Below are 17,899 nucleotides of genomic sequence, written 5' to 3'. Positions count from 1 at the left end.
GGCCGGCGACTGCGCCGCACGTTATGGCGGCGAGGAATTCGCCGTGCTGCTGCCGAACGTTTCGGCTGCTGACGCCTTCAAGGTCGCCGAGACGATCCGCATCGGTTTCCCGACTCCACTGACCGGCCCGTTCGCGGCGGAAGCGCGCGATCAGGTCAAATGCGCCGAGCTCGCGGTGAAGCTCGTCAACGACAAGGGCGGGATCGGCGGCCGCAAGGTCGAGCTCCTCGTGCGCGACGACAAGCTCAACGCCGGTGAAGCCGCGACCCGCACGCTCGAGCTGATCGAGAAGGACAAGGTCCATGCCGTGGTCGGCGCGCTCTCCAGCGCGGTGCAGCTCGCGGTCAACGAGGTCACCCGCGCCCGCGGCGTGATCTACGTCTCGATCAGCCAGTCCGACACGATCAACGAAGCCAAGGATTTCAGCAAATATACTTTCCATGAAGCGCTCAATCCGCACATGACGACCGCAGCGGTGGCGCGGCAGACCCTGAAGAAGGGCATGAAGGTCGCCCATCTCGCTGCCGACTATGCCTATGGGCATGAGATGCTGCGCGGCTTCAAGCGTGCGCAGGCCGCGATCGGTGCGGACAATGTCGGCGAGATCCTGCATCCGTTCGGTGCGGCCGACTATTCCACCTTCATGCCGCGCCTGATGTCGATGCGGCCGGACGTGCTCTGCATCTCCAATTTCGGCCGCGACCAGGCCAACGCGATCAAGCAGGCGGTGGATTTCGGCGTCAAGCAGCAGATGAAGATCGTCGTCCCCGTCATCCTGCACAACCAGCGGCTCGCGGTCGGACCCGACGTGTTCGAGGGTGTGGTCGGCGGCGCCAACTATTATTGGGGCTTGGAGTCGCAGAGCAAGTCGGCAGCCGCCTTCAATGCGGCATTCAAGGCCGCCAATGGCGGCGCGATTCCGACCGATTACGGCGCCTATGGCTATTCCGGTGTCGGATCGTTGCTGGCGGCCATGCAGACGGCCGGCGGCACCGACACTGATAAGGTGGTCGATGCACTGGAGAAGCTGCAATATGATCTGACCAAGGGCCCGCAGCACTACCGCAAATGCGACCACCAGTCGGTGCAGTCGGTGCTGGTGCTGGAGTCCAAGAAGAAGTCGGCCATGGCGGGCGAGAACGACCTGTTCGCCGTTGTCGCCAACGAGGCCGGCTCAGACGACATGCTGCGCAGCTGCAGCGAGCTCGGCCACGCCACCTGAAGCCTGACCGATGGACCTGTCGCTGATCATCATGCAGCTTCTCTCCGGGATCGCCCTTGGGGCGGTCCTGGTGATCACTGCGCTCGGACTGACGATCGTGTTCGGCATGCTCGGGGTGGTGAATTTCGCCCATGGCGCGCTGTTCATGATCGGGGCTTATGCGGGACTGTATCTGGCATCGCTCACCGGGAGCTTCTGGTGGGGGCTGCTGCTCGCGCCCATCCTGATCGGCGCCTTCGGCATGCTGATCGAGTTCGTCCTGATCCGCAGGCTCTATGGACGCTCGATCGACGATCCGCTGCTGCTCACCTTCGGCCTCAGCTATGTCCTGGTCGAGGGCGTGCGTATCGTGTTCGGCAGCGATGGCATTCCGTTTCCAACCCCGCCGCAGTTGATCGGCGTGCTCGATCTCGGCATCGGCTTCTTCCCCCGTTACCGCCTGTTCGTCATCGCGCTGGTGGCGGTGGTGCTGCTGGCGCTCTGGCTGGCACTGGAGAAGACCCGCGTCGGCCTGATCGTGCGCGCCGGTGCGCGCGATCCCACCATCATGCAGGTGCTTGGTGTCGACATCGGCCGGGTCTGGCTTGCGATCTTCGGGCTCGGGGTCGGGCTCGCCGCGCTGGGGGGCGCGCTCGCCGGTCCGATGCGGAGCGTCAATCCGGAGATGGGCTCACTGGTTCTGGCCGAGGCCTTCGTCGTCACCGTGATCGGCGGTCTCGGCTCGATCGTCGGCGCGGTCGTCGCCGGCCTCATGGTCGGCATTTCCATCAGCATGGTGGCGCTGTTCGCGCCTGAAATGGCGACCATCGTCATGTTTGCGCTGATGGCGGTGGTGCTTCTGATCCGCCCGCAAGGCCTGTTCGGCGTGAGAGGGAGGACGGCGTGACGCAACCTTCTGGCGGCGAGGTTTTCGCCAAACCTGCGCCGAGCGGGCTCGACCGGATTCTCGACCATCGCGTGCTGCTCTCGATCGTCGTGCTGGCCATATTGCCCTGGCTGCTGCCGTCCAAGGCGCTGGCCGTCAACGTCCTGATCTACGGCGTCGTGGTGATGGGCTACAATCTGCTGTTCGGCTACACCGGGCTATTGTCGTTCGGTCAAGCGGCGTTCTTCGGTGCGGGCGCCTACTTCACCGGCATTGCGATCGGCCGCTACGGCGTACCGTGGTTTGCCGCGGTTGCCGTTGCCGTGCTGCTCAGCACCTGCCTCGCGGCCGTGATCGGCATCATCTCGACGCGCACCCGCGGCATCTACTTCTCCATGGTGACGCTCGCTTTGGCGCAACTGGTCTACTACGTCGCGCTCCAGGCGGCCTCCTTCACCGGCGGCGAGAACGGCCTGCGCGGCTTCACCGTCGACCGCATCAGCCTGTTCGGCCTCCAGGTCAATTTCCTCGACCCCGTCAACAAATACTACGTGCTGATGGCCTTCGCGGCGCTGGCGATGTGGTTCCAGTCGCGCATCCTGAACTCGCCGTTCGGAGCCGTCATCGAGGCGATCCGCGAGAACGAACAGCGCGCGCGGGCCTGCGGCTATGATGTCGAACGCAGCAAGCTGGTCGTGTTCATGCTGTCGGGCGCGATCTCGTCGCTCGGCGGCTGCATGCTGGCGCTGCATCTGTCGATCGTGCCGCTCGACATCCTGCACTACCAGACCTCGGGCATGATCGTGATGATGGTGCTGCTCGGCGGCGCCCGCAGCTTCTTCGGGCCCTTCGTCGGCGCGGCGAGCTTCCTGATCCTGGAGGATGTCATCTCGCTCTGGACGCCGCATTGGCAGATCTTCGTCGGCGCGATCTTCGTCCTGTTCGTGCTATTCCTGCCCAAGGGCATCTGGGGAACGCTGCTGGACGCTCTCGGCATCGGAAAGGCGCGGCCGTGAGCAACGAACTGCTTCGCGCCGAAGGTATCGGCAAGCGCTTTGGCGGCTTCGTCGCGCTCGAAGGCATCACGGTGTCGTTCGCGGCCGGCCAGCTCACCTCGATCATCGGGCCGAATGGCGCCGGCAAGAGCACGTTCTTCAACATCCTGTCTGGTGCGCTGACGCCGACGTCGGGCACGCTGCATTTCAGGGGGCAGGAGCTGAACGGCCTGCCGCAGCACCGCTTCGTCCATCGGGGCATTTCGCGCTCGTACCAGATCACGAACATCTTCCCCGACCTGTCCGTGCATGAGAACGTCCGCGTCGCGGCCCAGGCGCTGACCGTGAGCTACGACATCTGGCGCAACCGCACCCGGCTGTCCGAGTTGAATGCGCGCGCCGATGCCGCGCTCGACGCGGTCGGCTTGCTCGGCAGGCGTGGCGAACTGGCAAAGTTCCTGGCGCATGGCCAACAGCGCGCGCTGGAGATCGCGATCGCGCTGGTCTCCGAGCCGGAGCTGCTGCTGCTCGACGAGCCGACCGCCGGCATGGGGCCGGAAGAGACCAAGGACATGGTCGCGCTGCTGGAGCGGCTCGCGGACAAGCGCACCGTGCTCCTGGTGGAGCACAAGATGAAGATGGTGCTGGGCCTGTCCAAGCGCGTCGTGGTGCTGCATCACGGCCGCCTGCTCGCGGACGGCGCGCCGGACGAGATCAGGAGCAATCCGGAAGTCCGCCGGGTCTATCTCGGACAGAGTGAAGGCTATGGCTGAGACCGCATTGCTCGAAATCACAGATCTCCACGCCTGGTATGGCGCGAGCCACGTCCTGCACGGCATCTCGCTGCACGTGAAGGAGGGCGAGGTGGTTGCGCTCGTCGGCCGCAATGGTGCCGGCAAGACCACGACCTTGCGGGCGATGATGGGCCTGATGCCGAAGGCGACGGGCCGCGTGCACTTCGCGGGCAGGGAGCTCCTGCCATTGCGCGCCCATCAGCGCTTCCACCTTGGTCTCGCCTACGTGCCCGAGGAGCGACGCATCGTCCCCGGTCTCTCCGTGCGCGAGAACCTCCGGCTCGGCCTGGTCGCCGCCGGCAGCGACATTGAGGAGCGCACGGCGATCGATGAGATCGCCGAGACCTTTCCGCGCCTGAAGGAGCGCCTCGACCAGGAGGGCGTGACGCTGTCCGGCGGCGAGCAGCAGATGCTGGCGATCGCGCGGGCGCTGATCGGCAGGCCCAGGATGATCCTGCTGGATGAGCCCTCCGAAGGCATCATGCCGGTGCTCGTCGAGGAGATGGGCACTCTGTTCCGCCGGCTGCGCGACGAGGGCAAGACGCTGCTGCTGGTGGAGCAGAACGTCGAATGGGCGCTGCGGCTGGCCGATCGCGCCGTGATCATCGATCAGGGTGAGGTGGTGCATCAGAGCAGCGCTGCGGCGCTGCTCGCGGACAAGGACATCCAGGAGCGCTACTGCGCGGTGTGACGTCAGGCCACGACCTTGGCCCCGGCGCCGTCGAGGCGAAGTCGTTCCTTCGCCAGATAGTCGCCGATCGCATCGCCCGGCATGGGCCTTGCGAAATAATAGCCCTGGATGAAGTCGCACCCCAGGCGGCGCAGGGTGTCGAGCTGGGCGCGGGTCTCAACGCCCTCGACGACGCAGGCGATCTCCATGTCGTCGCACAGGCCCGTGAGCGACTTGATGATCTTGTAGCTCACGGGATTGTCGTTGATGTCGGAAACGAAGCTGCGGTCGACCTTGATCTTGTCGAGCGGCAGCCGGTGCACGTGGCTCAGTGAGGAATAGCCGGTGCCGAAATCGTCCAGCGAAACGCCGCATCCCATCGCCTTCAGCGTCGCGATCGATTGCTGCGCGCGCACGAAGTCGAAAGTGACCGCAGTCTCGGTGATCTCGAAATCGATCCGGTGCGGCGGCAGCCCACTCTTCTCAATGATGGAAATCAGCGGCAGGATGCCTTCGGCCGCACAGACGTCGTGGGCGGAGAGGTTGAACGACAGGCGGATGTGATCGGGCCAGGTTCTGGCGGTTGCGAGCGCGCGAGCCAGCAGGGCCTGCGTCAGCGGCCGGATCAGGCCGATGCGTTCGGCGGCTGGAATGAAGTCGGCCGGCGAGACCTGGCCGAGGCGGGAGCTGTGCCAGCGCGCCAGGACCTCGAAGCCGGCGGTGTGCTCGCTCATGGCGTCGACGATCGGTTGGAACACCAGGTCCATCTCGGTGCTGAAATCGGTGCTGCGAAGCAAATTCTCGATGACGCCGCGGCTGCGGATCTCGGCCTCGAGCTCGCTCGAGAAGATCACGGTGCGGCCGCGAAGATGGCGCTTGGCGTGGTAGAGCGAGTAGTCGGCACATTCATAGAGGGCTTCCGACGTCGTCGCGGAGTCCGGGAACAATGCGAAACCGATCGAGCAGGACAGCCCGGTATGCGCGGTGTCGAGCTGGTAGGGCAGCCTGACCTGATTGCCGATGCGCTCGCCGAGCCGCATCAGGTCCGCGTCCTCGGGATCGCCGCAGACGACGAGACCGAACTCGTCGCCGCCGAGCCGGGCCAGCTCCACGCGCTGCGGGCCAAAGCCCTCGCAAACCTCGCGGATTCGCCGGCCCGCTTCGATCAGGACGCGGTCGCCGACCGAGTGGCCGTAATTGTCGTTGATCGGCTTGAAGCCGTCGAGGTCGATGATCCCGACCGCGACCCGGACGTTCCTGCGCTCGGCGTCGGCAAAGGCGCTCGACAGCTCGGCGAAGAAGCGGCGGCGGTTCGGCAGCTCGGTGAGGGAATCGAGATTGGCAAGGCGGAAGTTCTCGTCCGAGAGCGCCTGCGTCGCCGCCTGCTGTGCAAGCAGCGACTTGCGGTTCGCAACGAGATCGGCGAAGTCGCGGTAGTAGATGAACAGCACCGTCACCATCGCGCCGGAGACCAGCAGGTTGTTGACGGCGATCGCCTTCAGCGTCGGCTCGCCCGTAGCGAAGAAGAACAGCACATAGGGCACGTCGACGATCAGCGTCACGATCAGCGCCGCCGAGCGCAGATGCATCAGCGAGAAGATGCAGCCGATCACGGTGACCGCCATGTAGAAAGCGACCTGGCTCTTGGCGAAGGGATCGCCGTAGGGGTAGAGCGCGAAGGACCAAGCGGTGAAGCCGGCTCCGATCGGCAGGGTCAGCCAGTTGGTGGCGCGCAGATTGCGCAGGATGTAGGCGTCGCTGCGCACGAGGTGGCGCTGACGCAGCCACCAGAATGTGCGCAAACCCGCGAGCACGGTCAGGACGCTCGGCACGATCATCGTGAGCCAGTCCGGCGCCACGTTCACATAGGTGTAGGCGACCGCGATGGAGTTGCTCATGAGCAGGAAGTAGAGCAACGGAACCTGCTTGGAGAAGGCGTCGAACTGCGCGCGCGTCAGATCCGGGTTGTCGGCCGGCACGCGAAACAGCCGCATTGAGGCGGCGACATGAGACTTCAAATTCGTGACAGGCATTGCAATACGAGCCCTGGATCCCTTCAAACCGGGCGATCTTGCATAGTGCGGGTAAAGGTCGCGTTAGGTGGGTTCCGCGGAAAAGGCTGGCCCAGGTTGCACGCTACCGCGTCACTTTCCGGCCGCGTGCATTGGTGATGCGCTGTTAAGGATACGCGACGGCAACGACGGGCGTTTCGGCACTGTCGTGCCGTTTGCGGTTACGTCCTGCTAACCATGCGCATCCGCGCAGTGCATCGCCGAGGGCGCGAGCCGGCACGCGAGATCACCTCTCCCCGTCGAGGAGAAGGTGAAGGCAGCATCCGATGCGTTGCGGGCAACTGGTTCGTATGAGGAGAATTCATGTGCCGCGCGGGAATGGCGGCGTGTCGGCGGAAAGCCGCGCGGGACGCCTAGCGCCCGATCGTCACGCCGGCGGTCGAGCGCATGGCGCCTTTCAGGCTGGTCGCGTTCATGTCGTCGAGCACCTGTCGCGTAAGCACGGTGGTCTGGCCCGGCGTGTCGAGGATCCGCTCTCCGCGCGAGGAAGAGAGCCTGTCGGCCTTGTAGGACGCGGCCGGATCGGTGGCGGGAACGGCAGCGACCGCATGACGTGGCCGTTTGCCCGCAGCGGTGGCTGTCTGCGAGACGCAGAAGGCGGCGATCACGACCAGAAGCAACGAGCTTGCGCGCATATGCGATCTCCCATGTCGGGGATATCAGCCTAGCACATCATGACAGTGATCGCGGAAGAAAGGACTAGGCGAGGGCGGCCTGGCGTTCCCGCGCCGGTTCGCGGACGCGCTCGATTTTCGAGGGCTCGGCGAGCCGCGTGAAACTGCGATGGCTCGCCTGCGCAGGCGCCTCGACGATGACGCCTTCACAGACGATCTGTCCGCCGAGCATCTTGAATTCCAGCTTGTCGTAGCGCGGCATCGTCTCGCCGGGCTCAGGCGGCAGCAGCCCGACGCTTCCCTGGATGTTCAGCGTGGCTTCGCCGGTGCCGTGCAGCCGCGGATTCCACATCCTGATGCCGGTTTCGGCCCAGCGCTGCCGGATCAGCGCGGTGCGATCGGCAGGTTCTGCGGCTCTTGCGCGAACTTTCGGTGCGCTGCGGCTCTCGGGAGAAGGAGACACGAGTGCCGGAGCCGGCTCGATGTCGGTGACGACGCTGGCTGTGTCGGCAGAACATTGCGCGGCTGCCGCTGTGACGGGTGCAGCAACGTCCGCCGCAGCCGGCTCGATTGCCACCTCGGCGCTGGGGCAGGGATCGCTGTCGAAGCGAGTCTCAGGGGCTGGCTCTGCCAGGACTTCGCTACCGACAGACGTGACACACGGCTCGCTTACGGTCGCCTCAACATCCACGATGACGTCAGGGGAACGGTGGTCGTTGACGACAAGAGCGGGGGCATCGACCGGAGCGCTCTCGACGCCGATGGAAGACGACGGCGATGCCTCCTCCGCGACAACGAGCTCAGCGTCGGCCGGAAGTGCATCGCTGCAGATGACGAGTTCGGCGTTGACCGACTCGCTGACGATGTCGACCGCGACCGGCTCCGCGTCGACGGCCTCGACGTTCGCCACGATTTCAACAGCCGGGTCATTGCTGGCGACGGGCTCGGGAACATCGGCTGTCGCGATTTCGATTTCGATGGTCGAGACCGAAGCCTCCTCCACGATGATCGGCTCGATTTCCGACGGCGTCTCCTGCAAGGAATCGTCGGTGCCGCTGGCATCGGCGGGCGCTGCCGGCGGGCTCTCCGCCTTGGCAGCGATCGCGGTATCATCCTCGGCGGACGAAGCCGCGCCTGCGCTCTCGGTATCGTCGCGCGCTGACGCCGTGCCGATATCGGTGATTTGAGCCGAAGTCGTTTCCGCGGTGTTCTCGGCCGCGACGTCCTCGGCGATGACAGGCGAGACGTCTGCGGCGACCGGAGTGACATCAATGCTGCCGCTATGCGGCACGGGCCGAAGCCCGGTGAATGCCCATTTCACCACAGGGATGCGGCGCAGCAACGATATCAGTTTCGAAAGCACTAGGAGTTGTCCAAGAGGTACTCGGCGTGAGGCAATCGCTGATTCGCCAGCAATGTGAAAAACTGCCCCGGCCGTCACACCCCTGTCAATCTAGGTGAGATCAATTGCAGAACATCCGCAGTTTGGCGCGGTGTGACCACAACCACAGTGCACGCGACCGAAATGGATAGGCTTCCTTCGAAAGCAAAGGAGAGGGAACGTGATCCGCAAAATCTGTCTGGCTGCGGCCCTTGCCGCATTCGTGGGCGCGCCGGCACTTGCGGACGATCTCACGGCGAAAATTGCCGATCACCTCATTCCGCCCAATGCGGAGATCCACATATCCTGGACCAGCCCTGCGTCCGACCCGCAGGGCCGCTCGATCGAGGTGGTCTGCGGAGAGGTCACGGTTCGCAATGACAGAGGCTTCTCGACATCGACGTTTGCTTATGTCGTCGACGACGACAAGCTTTGGCTGGCCTGGAAGATCGAGTGGTTGAAGGAGCCGGAGTCGCTGGGCGTCCGCCGGGTGATGAGATATTGTCCCGGTCGTTGATTGGCCCCGTAGGTCCGTGCGAGGGGGCGACGATCCCCTCCCGGAATCTCCGATCTTCCGACTATTTGCCGGAGCCAGCACCGCTGCCGGAGCCCGCAGCACCGCCCGAGCTGCCGCCGGCCTGGCTGCCCATGTTGTTGGTGTTGGTGCCGCCGGCCGACGGATGCTGCGCACCCTTGCTGTCGCTGGCCTCGTTCTGCATGTTCGACGAACGTCCGGTCGTCATGCCCTTGGTGGCGGGGCCTCGTGATGAGGGGCCGACGTCGCCCTGGCCGGAGGCGGCCGGAGCGGGTTGTGTCTGCGCGACGGCGCCACCGGTCGCCAGCGCCATGATGCATGCGGATGCCAAGATGATCTTCTTCATCGGATTCTCCTTGACTTTACATCCCAGACAATCCGCCTGCTCCAACGACGTTCCTGCCGCTTTGCAGCCACCCGTTCAACTCTCTGCGGCCTAACGTCGGGGTTCCCGTCTTCATCGACAGCGGCTATTCAGGACCGTCCATTGTTGGTTGAGGAACGGCGCATGAGGAAGATTGTCACCCTGGGAGCGGTTCTGCTCTGGTCCACCATCGCGTTCGCGCAGGATCGCACCATCACGGTAGCTTCGACCACGTCGACGGAACAATCAGGCCTGTTTGGCCATCTGCTGCCGCTGTTCACGAAGGCCGAGGGCATTAGCGTGAAGGTCGTCGCCGTCGGCACCGGCCAGGCGCTGGATATCGGACGGCGCGGCGACGCCGACGTGGTGTTCGTCCATGACAGGCCTGCCGAAGACAAGTTCATGTCGGAAGGACAAGGCGTGAAGCGCTTCGACGTCATGTACAACGACTTCGTCATCGTCGGCCCGAAAAGCGATCCCGCAAAGATTGCCGGCGGCAAGGACGTTGCGGACGCCCTGCGCAAGATCGCGGCGGCGAAGGCGCCGTTCATCTCGCGCGGCGACAAGTCCGGCACGCATGCCGCCGAGCTCCGGCTTTGGAAGGACGCGGGCGTCGACCTCGGCGCGGCAAAGGACAATTGGTATCGGGAGATCGGCCAGGGCATGGGCCCGGCGCTGAACATGGCCTCGTCGTCGAACGCCTATCTGCTGTCGGACCGCGGCACCTGGCTGTCGTTCAAGAACCGCGGCGAACTCGCCATCCTGACCGAAGGGGACAAGCGACTGTTCAACCAGTACGGCGTCATGCTGGTGAATCCCGCCACGCATCCGAACGTGATGGCGAAGGACGGGCAGGCCTTCATCGACTGGCTCGTCTCGCCGAAGGGGCAGGAGGCGATCGCCGGGTACAAGGTCGGCGGCGAGCAGCTATTTTTCCCGAACGCGTCCCACTAGCAGGAAGGCGACGGTCGACACCGCCACGCTAAGCGCGAGCAGAATCAGCCCGAGCCCGAGCGCCAGCGGCAGGTCGCCCTTGCTGGTCTCCAGCGCGATCGCGGTCGTCATCGTGCGCGTGAAGCCGCGGATGTTGCCGCCGACGATGATGATGGCGCCGACCTCGGCGATGGCGCGCCCGAATGCCGCGAGAAACGCCGTCAGCAGCGAGGTCCGGCCGAGCGCGAACAGAAGCGCCATGCTGCGGAAGGCCGAAAGGCCGTCGATCCGGGCCAGATCGCCATACTCCGCCCACAGCAGGCTCGCGGGACGGTGCACCAGCGCCACCACGATCGGGGTCGCCAGCAGCGTCTGCGCGATCACCATGGCGGCCGGGGTGAACAACAGTCCGGCCACCCCAAGCGGGCCGGACCGCGACAGCAGAAGATAGAGCGCGAGCCCGACCACGACCGGCGGAAGGCCAAGCAGTGCATTGGTCAGCACGATGATGACCTGCCGCCCCCGGAAACGGGTGATCGCTAGCATGGCCCCGAGCGGCGCACCGATCATGAGCGCGATGAAGCTTGCGGTCAGGCTGACACGCACCGAGAGGGCGACGATGCCGAGCAGCTCGGCGTCGGCTGCGCCGATGAGCGTGAAGGCGGCCGCGATGGATTGCGCGAAGTCGTTCATCCGAGTCTGGACGTCGGCGCCAGCCGGAGTGCCTCGGGGGCGTCGGGGTCGGGACTGCGAAGGCGTTTCACGTAAAATTCCCTGCGAGGATCCTGGTGCAAGGCAGCCGCGCGGTCGCTTTCCGCAGGCACCTTGTGGCTTCGCCTGCCGCTAGGGAGGGGTTTCCCGGCGGCAGGCCGATCACAGAATACTCACATGGAGCGGTTTTGAAACCGGATTTCGCCGGGTCGCGTTCGGCCTCAGCGTTTGACGCTTGCCGATGCCGAAACCGTCGAGGCTGCCCCAATGCTCTCCCGCCAATAGCGTTCGATCTGGTCGATCAAGGCAGGCGGGAGCGGGACGTAGTTGAGCGTCTCGGCCTGGGACTTGCCGTTCTCCAGCGACCAGCGGACGAAGTCGATGGCGGCTGCGGAGCGCTCCGGATATCTGGGGCTCTTCGGCATCAGCACGAAGGTCGTCGCCGTGATCGGGTAGGCGTCTTCACCGGGCGCGTCGGTGAGCACGAGGTGGAAATCCTTCTCCGCCTTCCAGTCCGCGCTGGAGGCCGCGGCCTGGAAAGACGCGGCGTCGGGGACGACGAAATTGCCGGCGCTGTTCTGCACGATTCCGAAGGAAATCCGGTCGAGCCGCTGCAGCGCGTAGGTGTATTCGAGATAGCCGATCGCGCCGGGAATAAGACTGACGAGCGAGGCGACGCCGTCATTGCCCTTGCCGCCGAGGCCAAGCGGCCACTCGACCGAGGTGCCTTCGGCCACGCTCGACCTCCATTGCGGGCTGACTTTCGAGAGATAATTCGACCAGTTGAACGTCGTGCCGGAGCCGTCGATGCGATGGATCACCGTGATCGGCACGTTCGGCAAGCTGATGCCCGGATTGATCGCGTGGATCGCCGTATCGTTCCAGGCTTTGATCCTGCCGAGATAGATGTCCGCGAGCACCTGCCCGGTGAAGCGAATCTGGCCGGGCTTGACGCCGTCGATATTGACCACGGGGACGACGCCCCCGATCACGATCGGAAATTGCATCAAGCCGAGCTTGTCCAATTCCTTGGGATCGAGCGGCATGTCGCTTGCGCCGAAATCGACTGCTTCTTTCTTGATCAAGCCGATGCCGATGCTCGAGCCGACCGCTTGATAGCTGACGGCGTTGCCCGTCTTCGCCCTGTAGGCGTCGATCCATTTCGCCATCACGGGCGAGACGAAGGTTGAGCCGGCTCCTTTGATCTCGGCCGCCAGACTTTGCGTGGCGACGAGCAGAGCGGTGAGGATGATTGGTAGTCCAATATGTTTTTTCATCTGCGCAAAGCTAACAGGTGGGGCACGAAGCCGACGTGGTCCATGTCACAATTGCATCGCGAGGCGTTCGCGATGGCGATTGCGCATCGGTTACAGCACACCGTCAGCCTGTGCCGCATCATCCGATTGGCGTAGATCGAGGGTGATCCGTGCCGGGCCCAGCCGTCCGTCCGCCTGCGAGGCGGCGGGCAGGAAGCTGGCGCCCAAATTCGAGGCGACCGCCTGCCAGGTCGCCAGATTCATGCCGTTTCGCGACCGAAAGCCGGCTTTATTCCGGCCATGGATGCTTTAAGGAAGGGGCAGGATCAGGTCGCAGCCGCCCGGTGGCGGTGCTAGACCCTGGTACAGGAACAATGGCCGTGCCGTGCCGGCGCGGGCCGCTAGGATGAAGGATATGAGGCAATGATCCAAACCGTTGGCATCATCGGGGCAGGGACCATGGGAAACGGCATCGCGCAAATCTGCGCGGCAGCCGGGCTCTCGGTCGTAATGGTCGACATTTCCGATGCGGCGGTGAACCGCGGGATTTCGACCGTCGGCGGCAGCCTCGAGCGCCTGGTCAAGAAGGAGAAGATGTCGGCGGCCGATCGCGACGCGACGCTCAAGCGCATCAGCGGCACCACCGACCGGGCGAAGCTGTCGGGTTGCGATCTGGTGATCGAGGCCGCGACCGAGAATGAAGAGCTCAAGGTCAAGATCCTGAAGGATCTCTGTGCGACCTTGTCGCCGCGCACGCTGGTCGCGACCAACACCTCGTCGATCTCGATCACCAAGCTCGCCGCCGCGACCGACCGTCCCGACCGATTCATCGGCATGCACTTCTTCAACCCGGTGCCGGTGATGGCGCTGCTGGAGCTCATCCGCGGCCTGCAGACCTCGGACGACACCCACGCCAAGGCGCTCGATTTCGCCCAGCGCGTCGGCAAGGTGGCGATCACGGCAAAGAACAGCCCGGGCTTTGCCGTCAACCGCATCCTGTGTCCGATGATCAACGAGGCGATCTTCGCGCTCCAGGAGGGGATTGCGACGGCGGAAGAAATCGACGCCGGCATGAAGCTCGGCTGCAACCATCCGATTGGCCCGCTGGCTCTGGCCGATCTCGTCGGGCTCGACACCATGCTTTCGGTGATGGAGGTCTTTTACAAGGGCTTCAACGATCCTAAATATCGGCCAGCGCCACTGCTGAAAGAGATGGTCGATGCCGGCCATCTCGGCCGCAAGACCGGGCAGGGCTTCTACAGCTACGGTACGTAATGACTTAGCCGGGTGCTAAGGACCCGCAGTGCCGTAGGGTGGGCAAAGCGAAGCGTGCCCACCATTGTCGCATTTGGAGAGAGATCGTGGGCACGGCGCAAATGCGCCTTTGCCCACCCTACGATTGTGGTCGAGGTGCAGGCGCCGGGCTCGAAACGCCCGCCGCCCAATCCCGCAATTTGCGCTACGACAAAGACGGATGTAGCGATTGGCCCGACAATGTCGAACGGGCGGCCTGCGGGAACAACGGAACGGATTACGAAGGGTATGTCGGATCGACTGAAGGCCGAGCGCGAGGCGGCGGCTGCGCGGCGGAACCTGTTGACCCAGGATGCGATCGAGCGCACCGGGATCACCGAGGAGATGATCGGGGAACTCGTAACCCGCTTCTACGGGCGCGTGCGCGAAGATGCAAAGCTGGGCCCGGTGTTTGGGGTCGTGCGGAACTGGGACGAGCATCTCGCCAAGCTCAAGGACTTCTGGTCTTCGGTCGTGCTGATGAGCGGCCGTTATCACGGCTCGCCGATGCGGGCGCATCTGCCGCTGAGCCTGGTGGGCGATCATTTCGACCGCTGGCTCGATCTGTTCGAGCAGACCGCGCGCGAGGTCTGCCCGCCGCCGGCGGCGGCGCTGTTCATCGACAAGGCGCGTCGCATCGCCGACAGTTTTGAAATGGCATCGGCGACCGTCGCTGGTTCTATCGCCGCGCCGCGCCACGTGCTCAGGTCCTGACGACGACCGACTGCCTGCAGAGTGTGCAAGCATGTCGCGCTGCGCTTGCGCAGCGCGAGCGATAGCGCGCCGCACCAATTCCGACATCATCGGTCTGATCTGCAAAATCATCATGCCGATCGCGCGGCGTGACGTTGATTTTGCGAAAACGCGTTTGAACGCGTTCATTCTCGTTCAATCAAAGCGAGTGAAGCCATATTGATGCACTGCGGTGCCAATTCTTCGCCTTGTTTTCGGCAGAGTTCCAGCGCCTGCTTGTGGACATGTCCCGCGCATCGTTCACGACCGACTCCTCATCGTCCGGGAACTCCACGGAGCCGAACGCCGACGCGTGCACCGAGCAGACGCGGCGAACTGTGCTGCTCGGTGCGCTCGCCACCACAGCCTGCCTCGGCTGTTCCGCGCATGCGCGTGCGGATGAGGATCCGCCCGGCTCCGACGAACGACCTCAAAAGGGCGATGTGCTCGTCTTCTCCGAAGGCGACAAGGAGGGAAAGCTCGTCACCGCGGCCGACCTGCCCGCTGGCGGACCGCCGGTGCATGCCTGGCCGAAGGATCCCAAGACATCGGTGGTGCGCAGTGCCTCCCGGCTCAACGAGATCCTGATTATCCGGCTCGATCCCGCCGAGCTCGACGAGAAGACCCGCGCGCGCGCCGTCGAGGGCATCATCGCCTATTCGGCGATCTGCGCTCATGCCGGCTGTCCCGTCACCGCCTGGGTGAAGAGCGATGTCGGCGACAAGGAGGTGTTCAAGTGCATGTGTCACAACTCCGAATATGATCCTCGTGCGGGCGCACAGGTCGTGTTCGGGCCGGCACCGCGACGGCTCGCGGCGCTGCCGTTGGCGCTCGCTGACGACTCGCTCAGCGTCGCCGGCAACTTCATCGGAAAGGTAGGTGGCGCGCAGCCGGGATGATGGACAGTGCGGGCCCGCGCCCGCGTCACGAGAGGCCGCATCCGCCGATGGGCGGACGGCGGGACGAACGACAAGAATTCAACACAAGAATTCAAACGGATGAAAAAGGGGAACGTCCATGAAAACTTCCATGACCAGGAAGCAATGGTTATTGTCCGGCTTTGTCGCCTTCACCTGCCTCGTTTCGACCGCCGCCGTGTCGGGCCCGATCGAGAATTACGCACCGGTCACCGCGCAGCGCCTGGAGAATCCGGAACCAAGCAACTGGATGCTTTATCGGCGCACCTATGACGGGCACGGCTACAGCCCGCTCGACCAGATCAACACCTCCAACGTGAAGAACCTCACGCCGGTCTGGACCTTTGCCACCGGCGTCGTCGAAGGCCACGAGGCGCCGCCGATCGTCAACAACGGCGTGATGTTCGTGGCGACCCCGATGGGGCAGGTGATCGCTCTCAATGCCAAGACCGGCGACGAATACTGGCGCTACAAGCGGCAACTTCCCGACGATCTGTTCCAGCTGCATCCGACCAGCCGCGGCGTCGGCCTCTGGGAGGACAAGCTCTTCCTCGCCACCACGGACGACCACGTCGTCGCGCTCGATGCCAAGACCGGCAAGGTGGTGTGGGACACCAAGGTGCAGGACTACAAGAAGGGCCAGTACATGACCCTGATGCCGCTGATCGTCGACGGCAAGGTCATCGTCGGCGGCTCCGGCGGCGAGTTCGGCGTGCGCGGCTATATTGCCGCCTACGACGCCAAGGACGGCAAGGAGCTGTGGCGAACCTTCACCATTCCGGGCGAAGGCGAGCCGGGCCATGACACCTGGCAGGGTGACGACTGGAAGAACGGCGGCGGCTCGGCATGGATGACCGGCAATTACGACAAGGAAACAAAGACGATCTATTGGGGCGTCGGCAACGCTGCGCCATGGCCCGGCGAGACCCATCCCGGCGACAATCTCTACACCTCCTCGGTGCTCGCGCTCGATCCCAACACCGGCAAGATCAAGACCTATCACCAGTATCACCAGAACGATTCCTGGGACTGGGACGAGGTCGACGCGCCGATGCTGATCGACCTGCAACGCGACGGCCGCAACATCAAGAGCCTGGTCCATCCTGGCCGCGACGCGATCTTCTGGATACTCGAACGCACGCCGACCAAGATCAACTATGTCGCCGGCTGGCCGTTCGTTTCCACCGACGTCTGGAAGGGGATCGAACCCGAGAGCGGCAAGCCGATCGTCGACCCCGCGCACAAGCCGGTGATCGGCAAGCGCGTCGAGTTCTGTCCGTCGCTGTGGGGCGGCAAGGACTGGCCGTCGGCGGCCTATAGCCAGAAGACAGGCCTCGTCTACGTGCCCGCCAACGAGAATTTCTGCGGCGGCTTCACCGGCGAGAAAGTCGCGCTCAAGCCAGGCGAGCTCTGGCTCGGCACCAAGCCGGAGGACATCGGGCTGAAGACGAAGCCGGGCGCGGATCATTTCGGCGAACTGCAGGCCTGGGATCCCGCGACGGGAAAGAAGGTGTGGCAGCACAACTTCCCGAAGTCGCAGCTGTTCGGCTCGGTGACGGCGACCGCGGGCGATCTCATCTTCGTCGGTGGCACCAATGACCGCAACTTCCGGGCCTTCAATGCCAAGAGCGGCGAGCTCCTCTGGGAGCAGAAGACCAATTCCGGCATCATGGGCATGCCGGTTTCCTATGAGATCGACGGCACGCAGTACATCGCGATCCAGTCAGGGTGGGGCGTGGACGCGCAGCGCATCCAGGATGCGCTGGTGACCAACAACATCGGGATCGAAGCCAACGTGCCGCAAGGCGGCGTCATCTGGGTGTTCGCACTGAAGAAGTAGCTCCGCGGGCGGATCGAAAGAAGCGGAGCAGCAGGGGGGTGGCGAATGCGGCGGACGGCAACGTCCGCCGCATTTTTGTTTGGGGGCTGGGATTGCCAGCGCGCCACGTATTCGTCGTCATGCCCGGGCTCGTCCCGCCTGCGCGGCCGAAGCCGTTTCGGCGAGGCGAAGGCCCGGGCATTCACGTTGTTCGTGCCGCGGCCAAGGCTGTGGGTGGCCGGAACAAGCCCGGCCATGACGGCATGAGGTGCGCAAAGCTCACTTCCCCTGACGGTCGACCTTGTCCTTTTCCTTCTGGTTCATCTCGCGAATCTTGGGATCGGGATTGTGCTGCCCGGTGGTCTGCGTGGTCGAGGCGGGCGGGGCGCCGGCGTTGGGAAGCGAGTTCTGGTCCGGCGCGGTGGGGCGCGTCGCCGTTGTCGGCGGCGTCGTATTGCTCTGGGCGAAGGCGCCCGCCGCGACTGTCAAAAGAAAGGCGCCCGACAGCAGCGAGACTGCGAGCGCCCTGGAGATGTTGGTCATCGATCTGCTCCTGTCAGATCGATGGAAACGGCGGGAGACCGCTTGTGTTCCGACTCAGGCCTCCAATTGCTTGCCGATCGGTAGCGAGCGGATACGTTTTCCCGTCGCGGCGAAGATCGCGTTGATCAGCGCCGGCGCGAATGGCGGCACGCCGGGCTCGCCGACGCCGCTGGGCGGCGTGTC

19 protein-coding genes are annotated in these 17,899 nt (G+C 64.5%); 11 read left to right on the top strand and 8 right to left on the bottom strand.

All coding sequences use genetic code 11. The features are described 5' to 3' along the window. From MOV75_RS07630 to MOV75_RS07610, 5 genes are all read left to right on the top strand, one after another. The coding region (locus MOV75_RS07630) for an ABC transporter substrate-binding protein (protein ID WP_247005304.1) at positions 1-1,222 on the top strand (1,222 nt) is incomplete at its 5' end. A 10-nt stretch (positions 1,223-1,232) separates the two neighbouring features. After that, positions 1,233-2,108 carry a branched-chain amino acid ABC transporter permease gene (locus MOV75_RS07625; RefSeq protein ID WP_246918119.1) on the top strand — a complete coding sequence of 292 codons (876 nt, stop codon included), beginning with the start codon at positions 1,233-1,235 and terminating at the stop codon, positions 2,106-2,108. After that, positions 2,105-3,103, top strand: a complete 999-nt coding sequence (locus MOV75_RS07620; RefSeq protein WP_246918117.1) for a branched-chain amino acid ABC transporter permease — start codon at positions 2,105-2,107, stop codon at positions 3,101-3,103. Before MOV75_RS07625 ends, MOV75_RS07620 begins: the two co-directional genes overlap by 4 nt. After that, positions 3,100-3,855, top strand: coding sequence for an ABC transporter ATP-binding protein (locus MOV75_RS07615; protein WP_246918115.1), 756 nt, complete (start codon positions 3,100-3,102; stop codon positions 3,853-3,855). Before MOV75_RS07620 ends, MOV75_RS07615 begins: the two co-directional genes overlap by 4 nt. Further along, positions 3,848-4,567, top strand: a complete 720-nt coding sequence (locus MOV75_RS07610) for an ABC transporter ATP-binding protein (protein WP_246918113.1) — start codon at positions 3,848-3,850, stop codon at positions 4,565-4,567. Before MOV75_RS07615 ends, MOV75_RS07610 begins: the two co-directional genes overlap by 8 nt. Before the next feature lie 2 nt (positions 4,568-4,569). On the opposite strand, the gene MOV75_RS07605 is transcribed toward MOV75_RS07610, so the two are convergent. The 3 genes from MOV75_RS07605 to MOV75_RS07595 form a co-directional block, all read right to left on the bottom strand. After that, on the bottom strand, positions 4,570-6,579 hold the full coding sequence (locus MOV75_RS07605) for a bifunctional diguanylate cyclase/phosphodiesterase (RefSeq protein WP_246918111.1): 2,010 nt from the start codon (positions 6,577-6,579) through the stop codon (positions 4,570-4,572). Between the two features lie 392 nt (positions 6,580-6,971). Beyond that, positions 6,972-7,253, bottom strand: coding sequence for a Plug domain-containing protein (locus tag MOV75_RS07600; protein ID WP_246918107.1), 282 nt, complete (start codon positions 7,251-7,253; stop codon positions 6,972-6,974). Between the two features lie 64 nt (positions 7,254-7,317). Beyond that, positions 7,318-8,595 carry a hypothetical protein gene (locus tag MOV75_RS07595; protein ID WP_246918105.1) on the bottom strand — a complete coding sequence of 426 codons (1,278 nt, stop codon included), beginning with the start codon at positions 8,593-8,595 and terminating at the stop codon, positions 7,318-7,320. Between the two features lie 199 nt (positions 8,596-8,794). Here MOV75_RS07595 and MOV75_RS07590 point away from each other — a divergent pair, with 199 nt between their 5' ends. Continuing rightward, entirely contained in the window at positions 8,795-9,130 is a 336-nt protein-coding gene (locus MOV75_RS07590; protein ID WP_246918104.1) for a hypothetical protein, read from the top strand. Between the two features lie 61 nt (positions 9,131-9,191). On the opposite strand, the gene MOV75_RS07585 is transcribed toward MOV75_RS07590, so the two are convergent. After that, positions 9,192-9,494: a hypothetical protein gene (locus MOV75_RS07585; RefSeq protein WP_246918102.1), complete on the bottom strand. Its 303-nt coding sequence runs from the start codon at positions 9,492-9,494 to the stop codon at positions 9,192-9,194. Between the two features lie 162 nt (positions 9,495-9,656). Between MOV75_RS07585 and MOV75_RS07580 the strand changes: the two genes are divergently transcribed. Beyond that, positions 9,657-10,466, top strand: coding sequence for an extracellular solute-binding protein (locus MOV75_RS07580; RefSeq protein ID WP_246918101.1), 810 nt, complete (start codon positions 9,657-9,659; stop codon positions 10,464-10,466). On the opposite strand, the gene MOV75_RS07575 is transcribed toward MOV75_RS07580, so the two are convergent. The 3 genes from MOV75_RS07575 to MOV75_RS07565 all read right to left on the bottom strand — a co-directional run bounded on the left by MOV75_RS07575 (position 10,440) and on the right by MOV75_RS07565 (position 12,676). Further along, positions 10,440-11,138: an ABC transporter permease gene (locus MOV75_RS07575; RefSeq protein WP_246918100.1), complete on the bottom strand. Its 699-nt coding sequence runs from the start codon at positions 11,136-11,138 to the stop codon at positions 10,440-10,442. The two genes, MOV75_RS07580 and MOV75_RS07575, sit on opposite strands and share 27 nt — an antisense overlap. A gap of 239 nt (positions 11,139-11,377) precedes the next feature. Beyond that, positions 11,378-12,433 carry a phosphate ABC transporter substrate-binding protein PstS gene (pstS, locus tag MOV75_RS07570; protein ID WP_246918099.1) on the bottom strand — a complete coding sequence of 352 codons (1,056 nt, stop codon included), beginning with the start codon at positions 12,431-12,433 and terminating at the stop codon, positions 11,378-11,380. A 90-nt stretch (positions 12,434-12,523) separates the two neighbouring features. After that, the gene (locus MOV75_RS07565; protein ID WP_246918098.1) at positions 12,524-12,676 is read right to left on the bottom strand and encodes a hypothetical protein; all 153 of its coding nucleotides are present in this window, start codon (positions 12,674-12,676) and stop codon (positions 12,524-12,526) included. 159 nt (positions 12,677-12,835) lie between these two features. Between MOV75_RS07565 and MOV75_RS07560 the strand changes: the two genes are divergently transcribed. From MOV75_RS07560 to MOV75_RS07545, 4 genes are all read left to right on the top strand, one after another. Next, positions 12,836-13,687, top strand: a complete 852-nt coding sequence (locus tag MOV75_RS07560) for a 3-hydroxybutyryl-CoA dehydrogenase (protein WP_246918096.1) — start codon at positions 12,836-12,838, stop codon at positions 13,685-13,687. Between the two features lie 267 nt (positions 13,688-13,954). Then, the gene (locus MOV75_RS07555; RefSeq protein ID WP_246918094.1) at positions 13,955-14,419 is read left to right on the top strand and encodes a group III truncated hemoglobin; all 465 of its coding nucleotides are present in this window, start codon (positions 13,955-13,957) and stop codon (positions 14,417-14,419) included. A gap of 263 nt (positions 14,420-14,682) precedes the next feature. Next, positions 14,683-15,336, top strand: a complete 654-nt coding sequence (locus MOV75_RS07550; protein WP_246918092.1) for a ubiquinol-cytochrome c reductase iron-sulfur subunit — start codon at positions 14,683-14,685, stop codon at positions 15,334-15,336. A gap of 130 nt (positions 15,337-15,466) precedes the next feature. Continuing rightward, entirely contained in the window at positions 15,467-17,194 is a 1,728-nt protein-coding gene (locus MOV75_RS07545; RefSeq protein ID WP_246918130.1) for a methanol/ethanol family PQQ-dependent dehydrogenase, read from the top strand. A gap of 258 nt (positions 17,195-17,452) precedes the next feature. On the opposite strand, the gene MOV75_RS07540 is transcribed toward MOV75_RS07545, so the two are convergent. Beyond that, positions 17,453-17,716, bottom strand: a complete 264-nt coding sequence (locus MOV75_RS07540) for a hypothetical protein (protein WP_247005303.1) — start codon at positions 17,714-17,716, stop codon at positions 17,453-17,455. Positions 17,717-17,899 lie beyond the last annotated feature (183 nt).

It is taken from the genome of Bradyrhizobium sp. PRIMUS42, assembly GCF_023006515.1.
Lineage (GTDB): Bacteria > Pseudomonadota > Alphaproteobacteria > Rhizobiales > Xanthobacteraceae > Bradyrhizobium.
The sequence above is the reverse complement of the archived record's forward strand: the minus strand, read 5'-3'. Positions and strand labels throughout refer to the sequence as shown.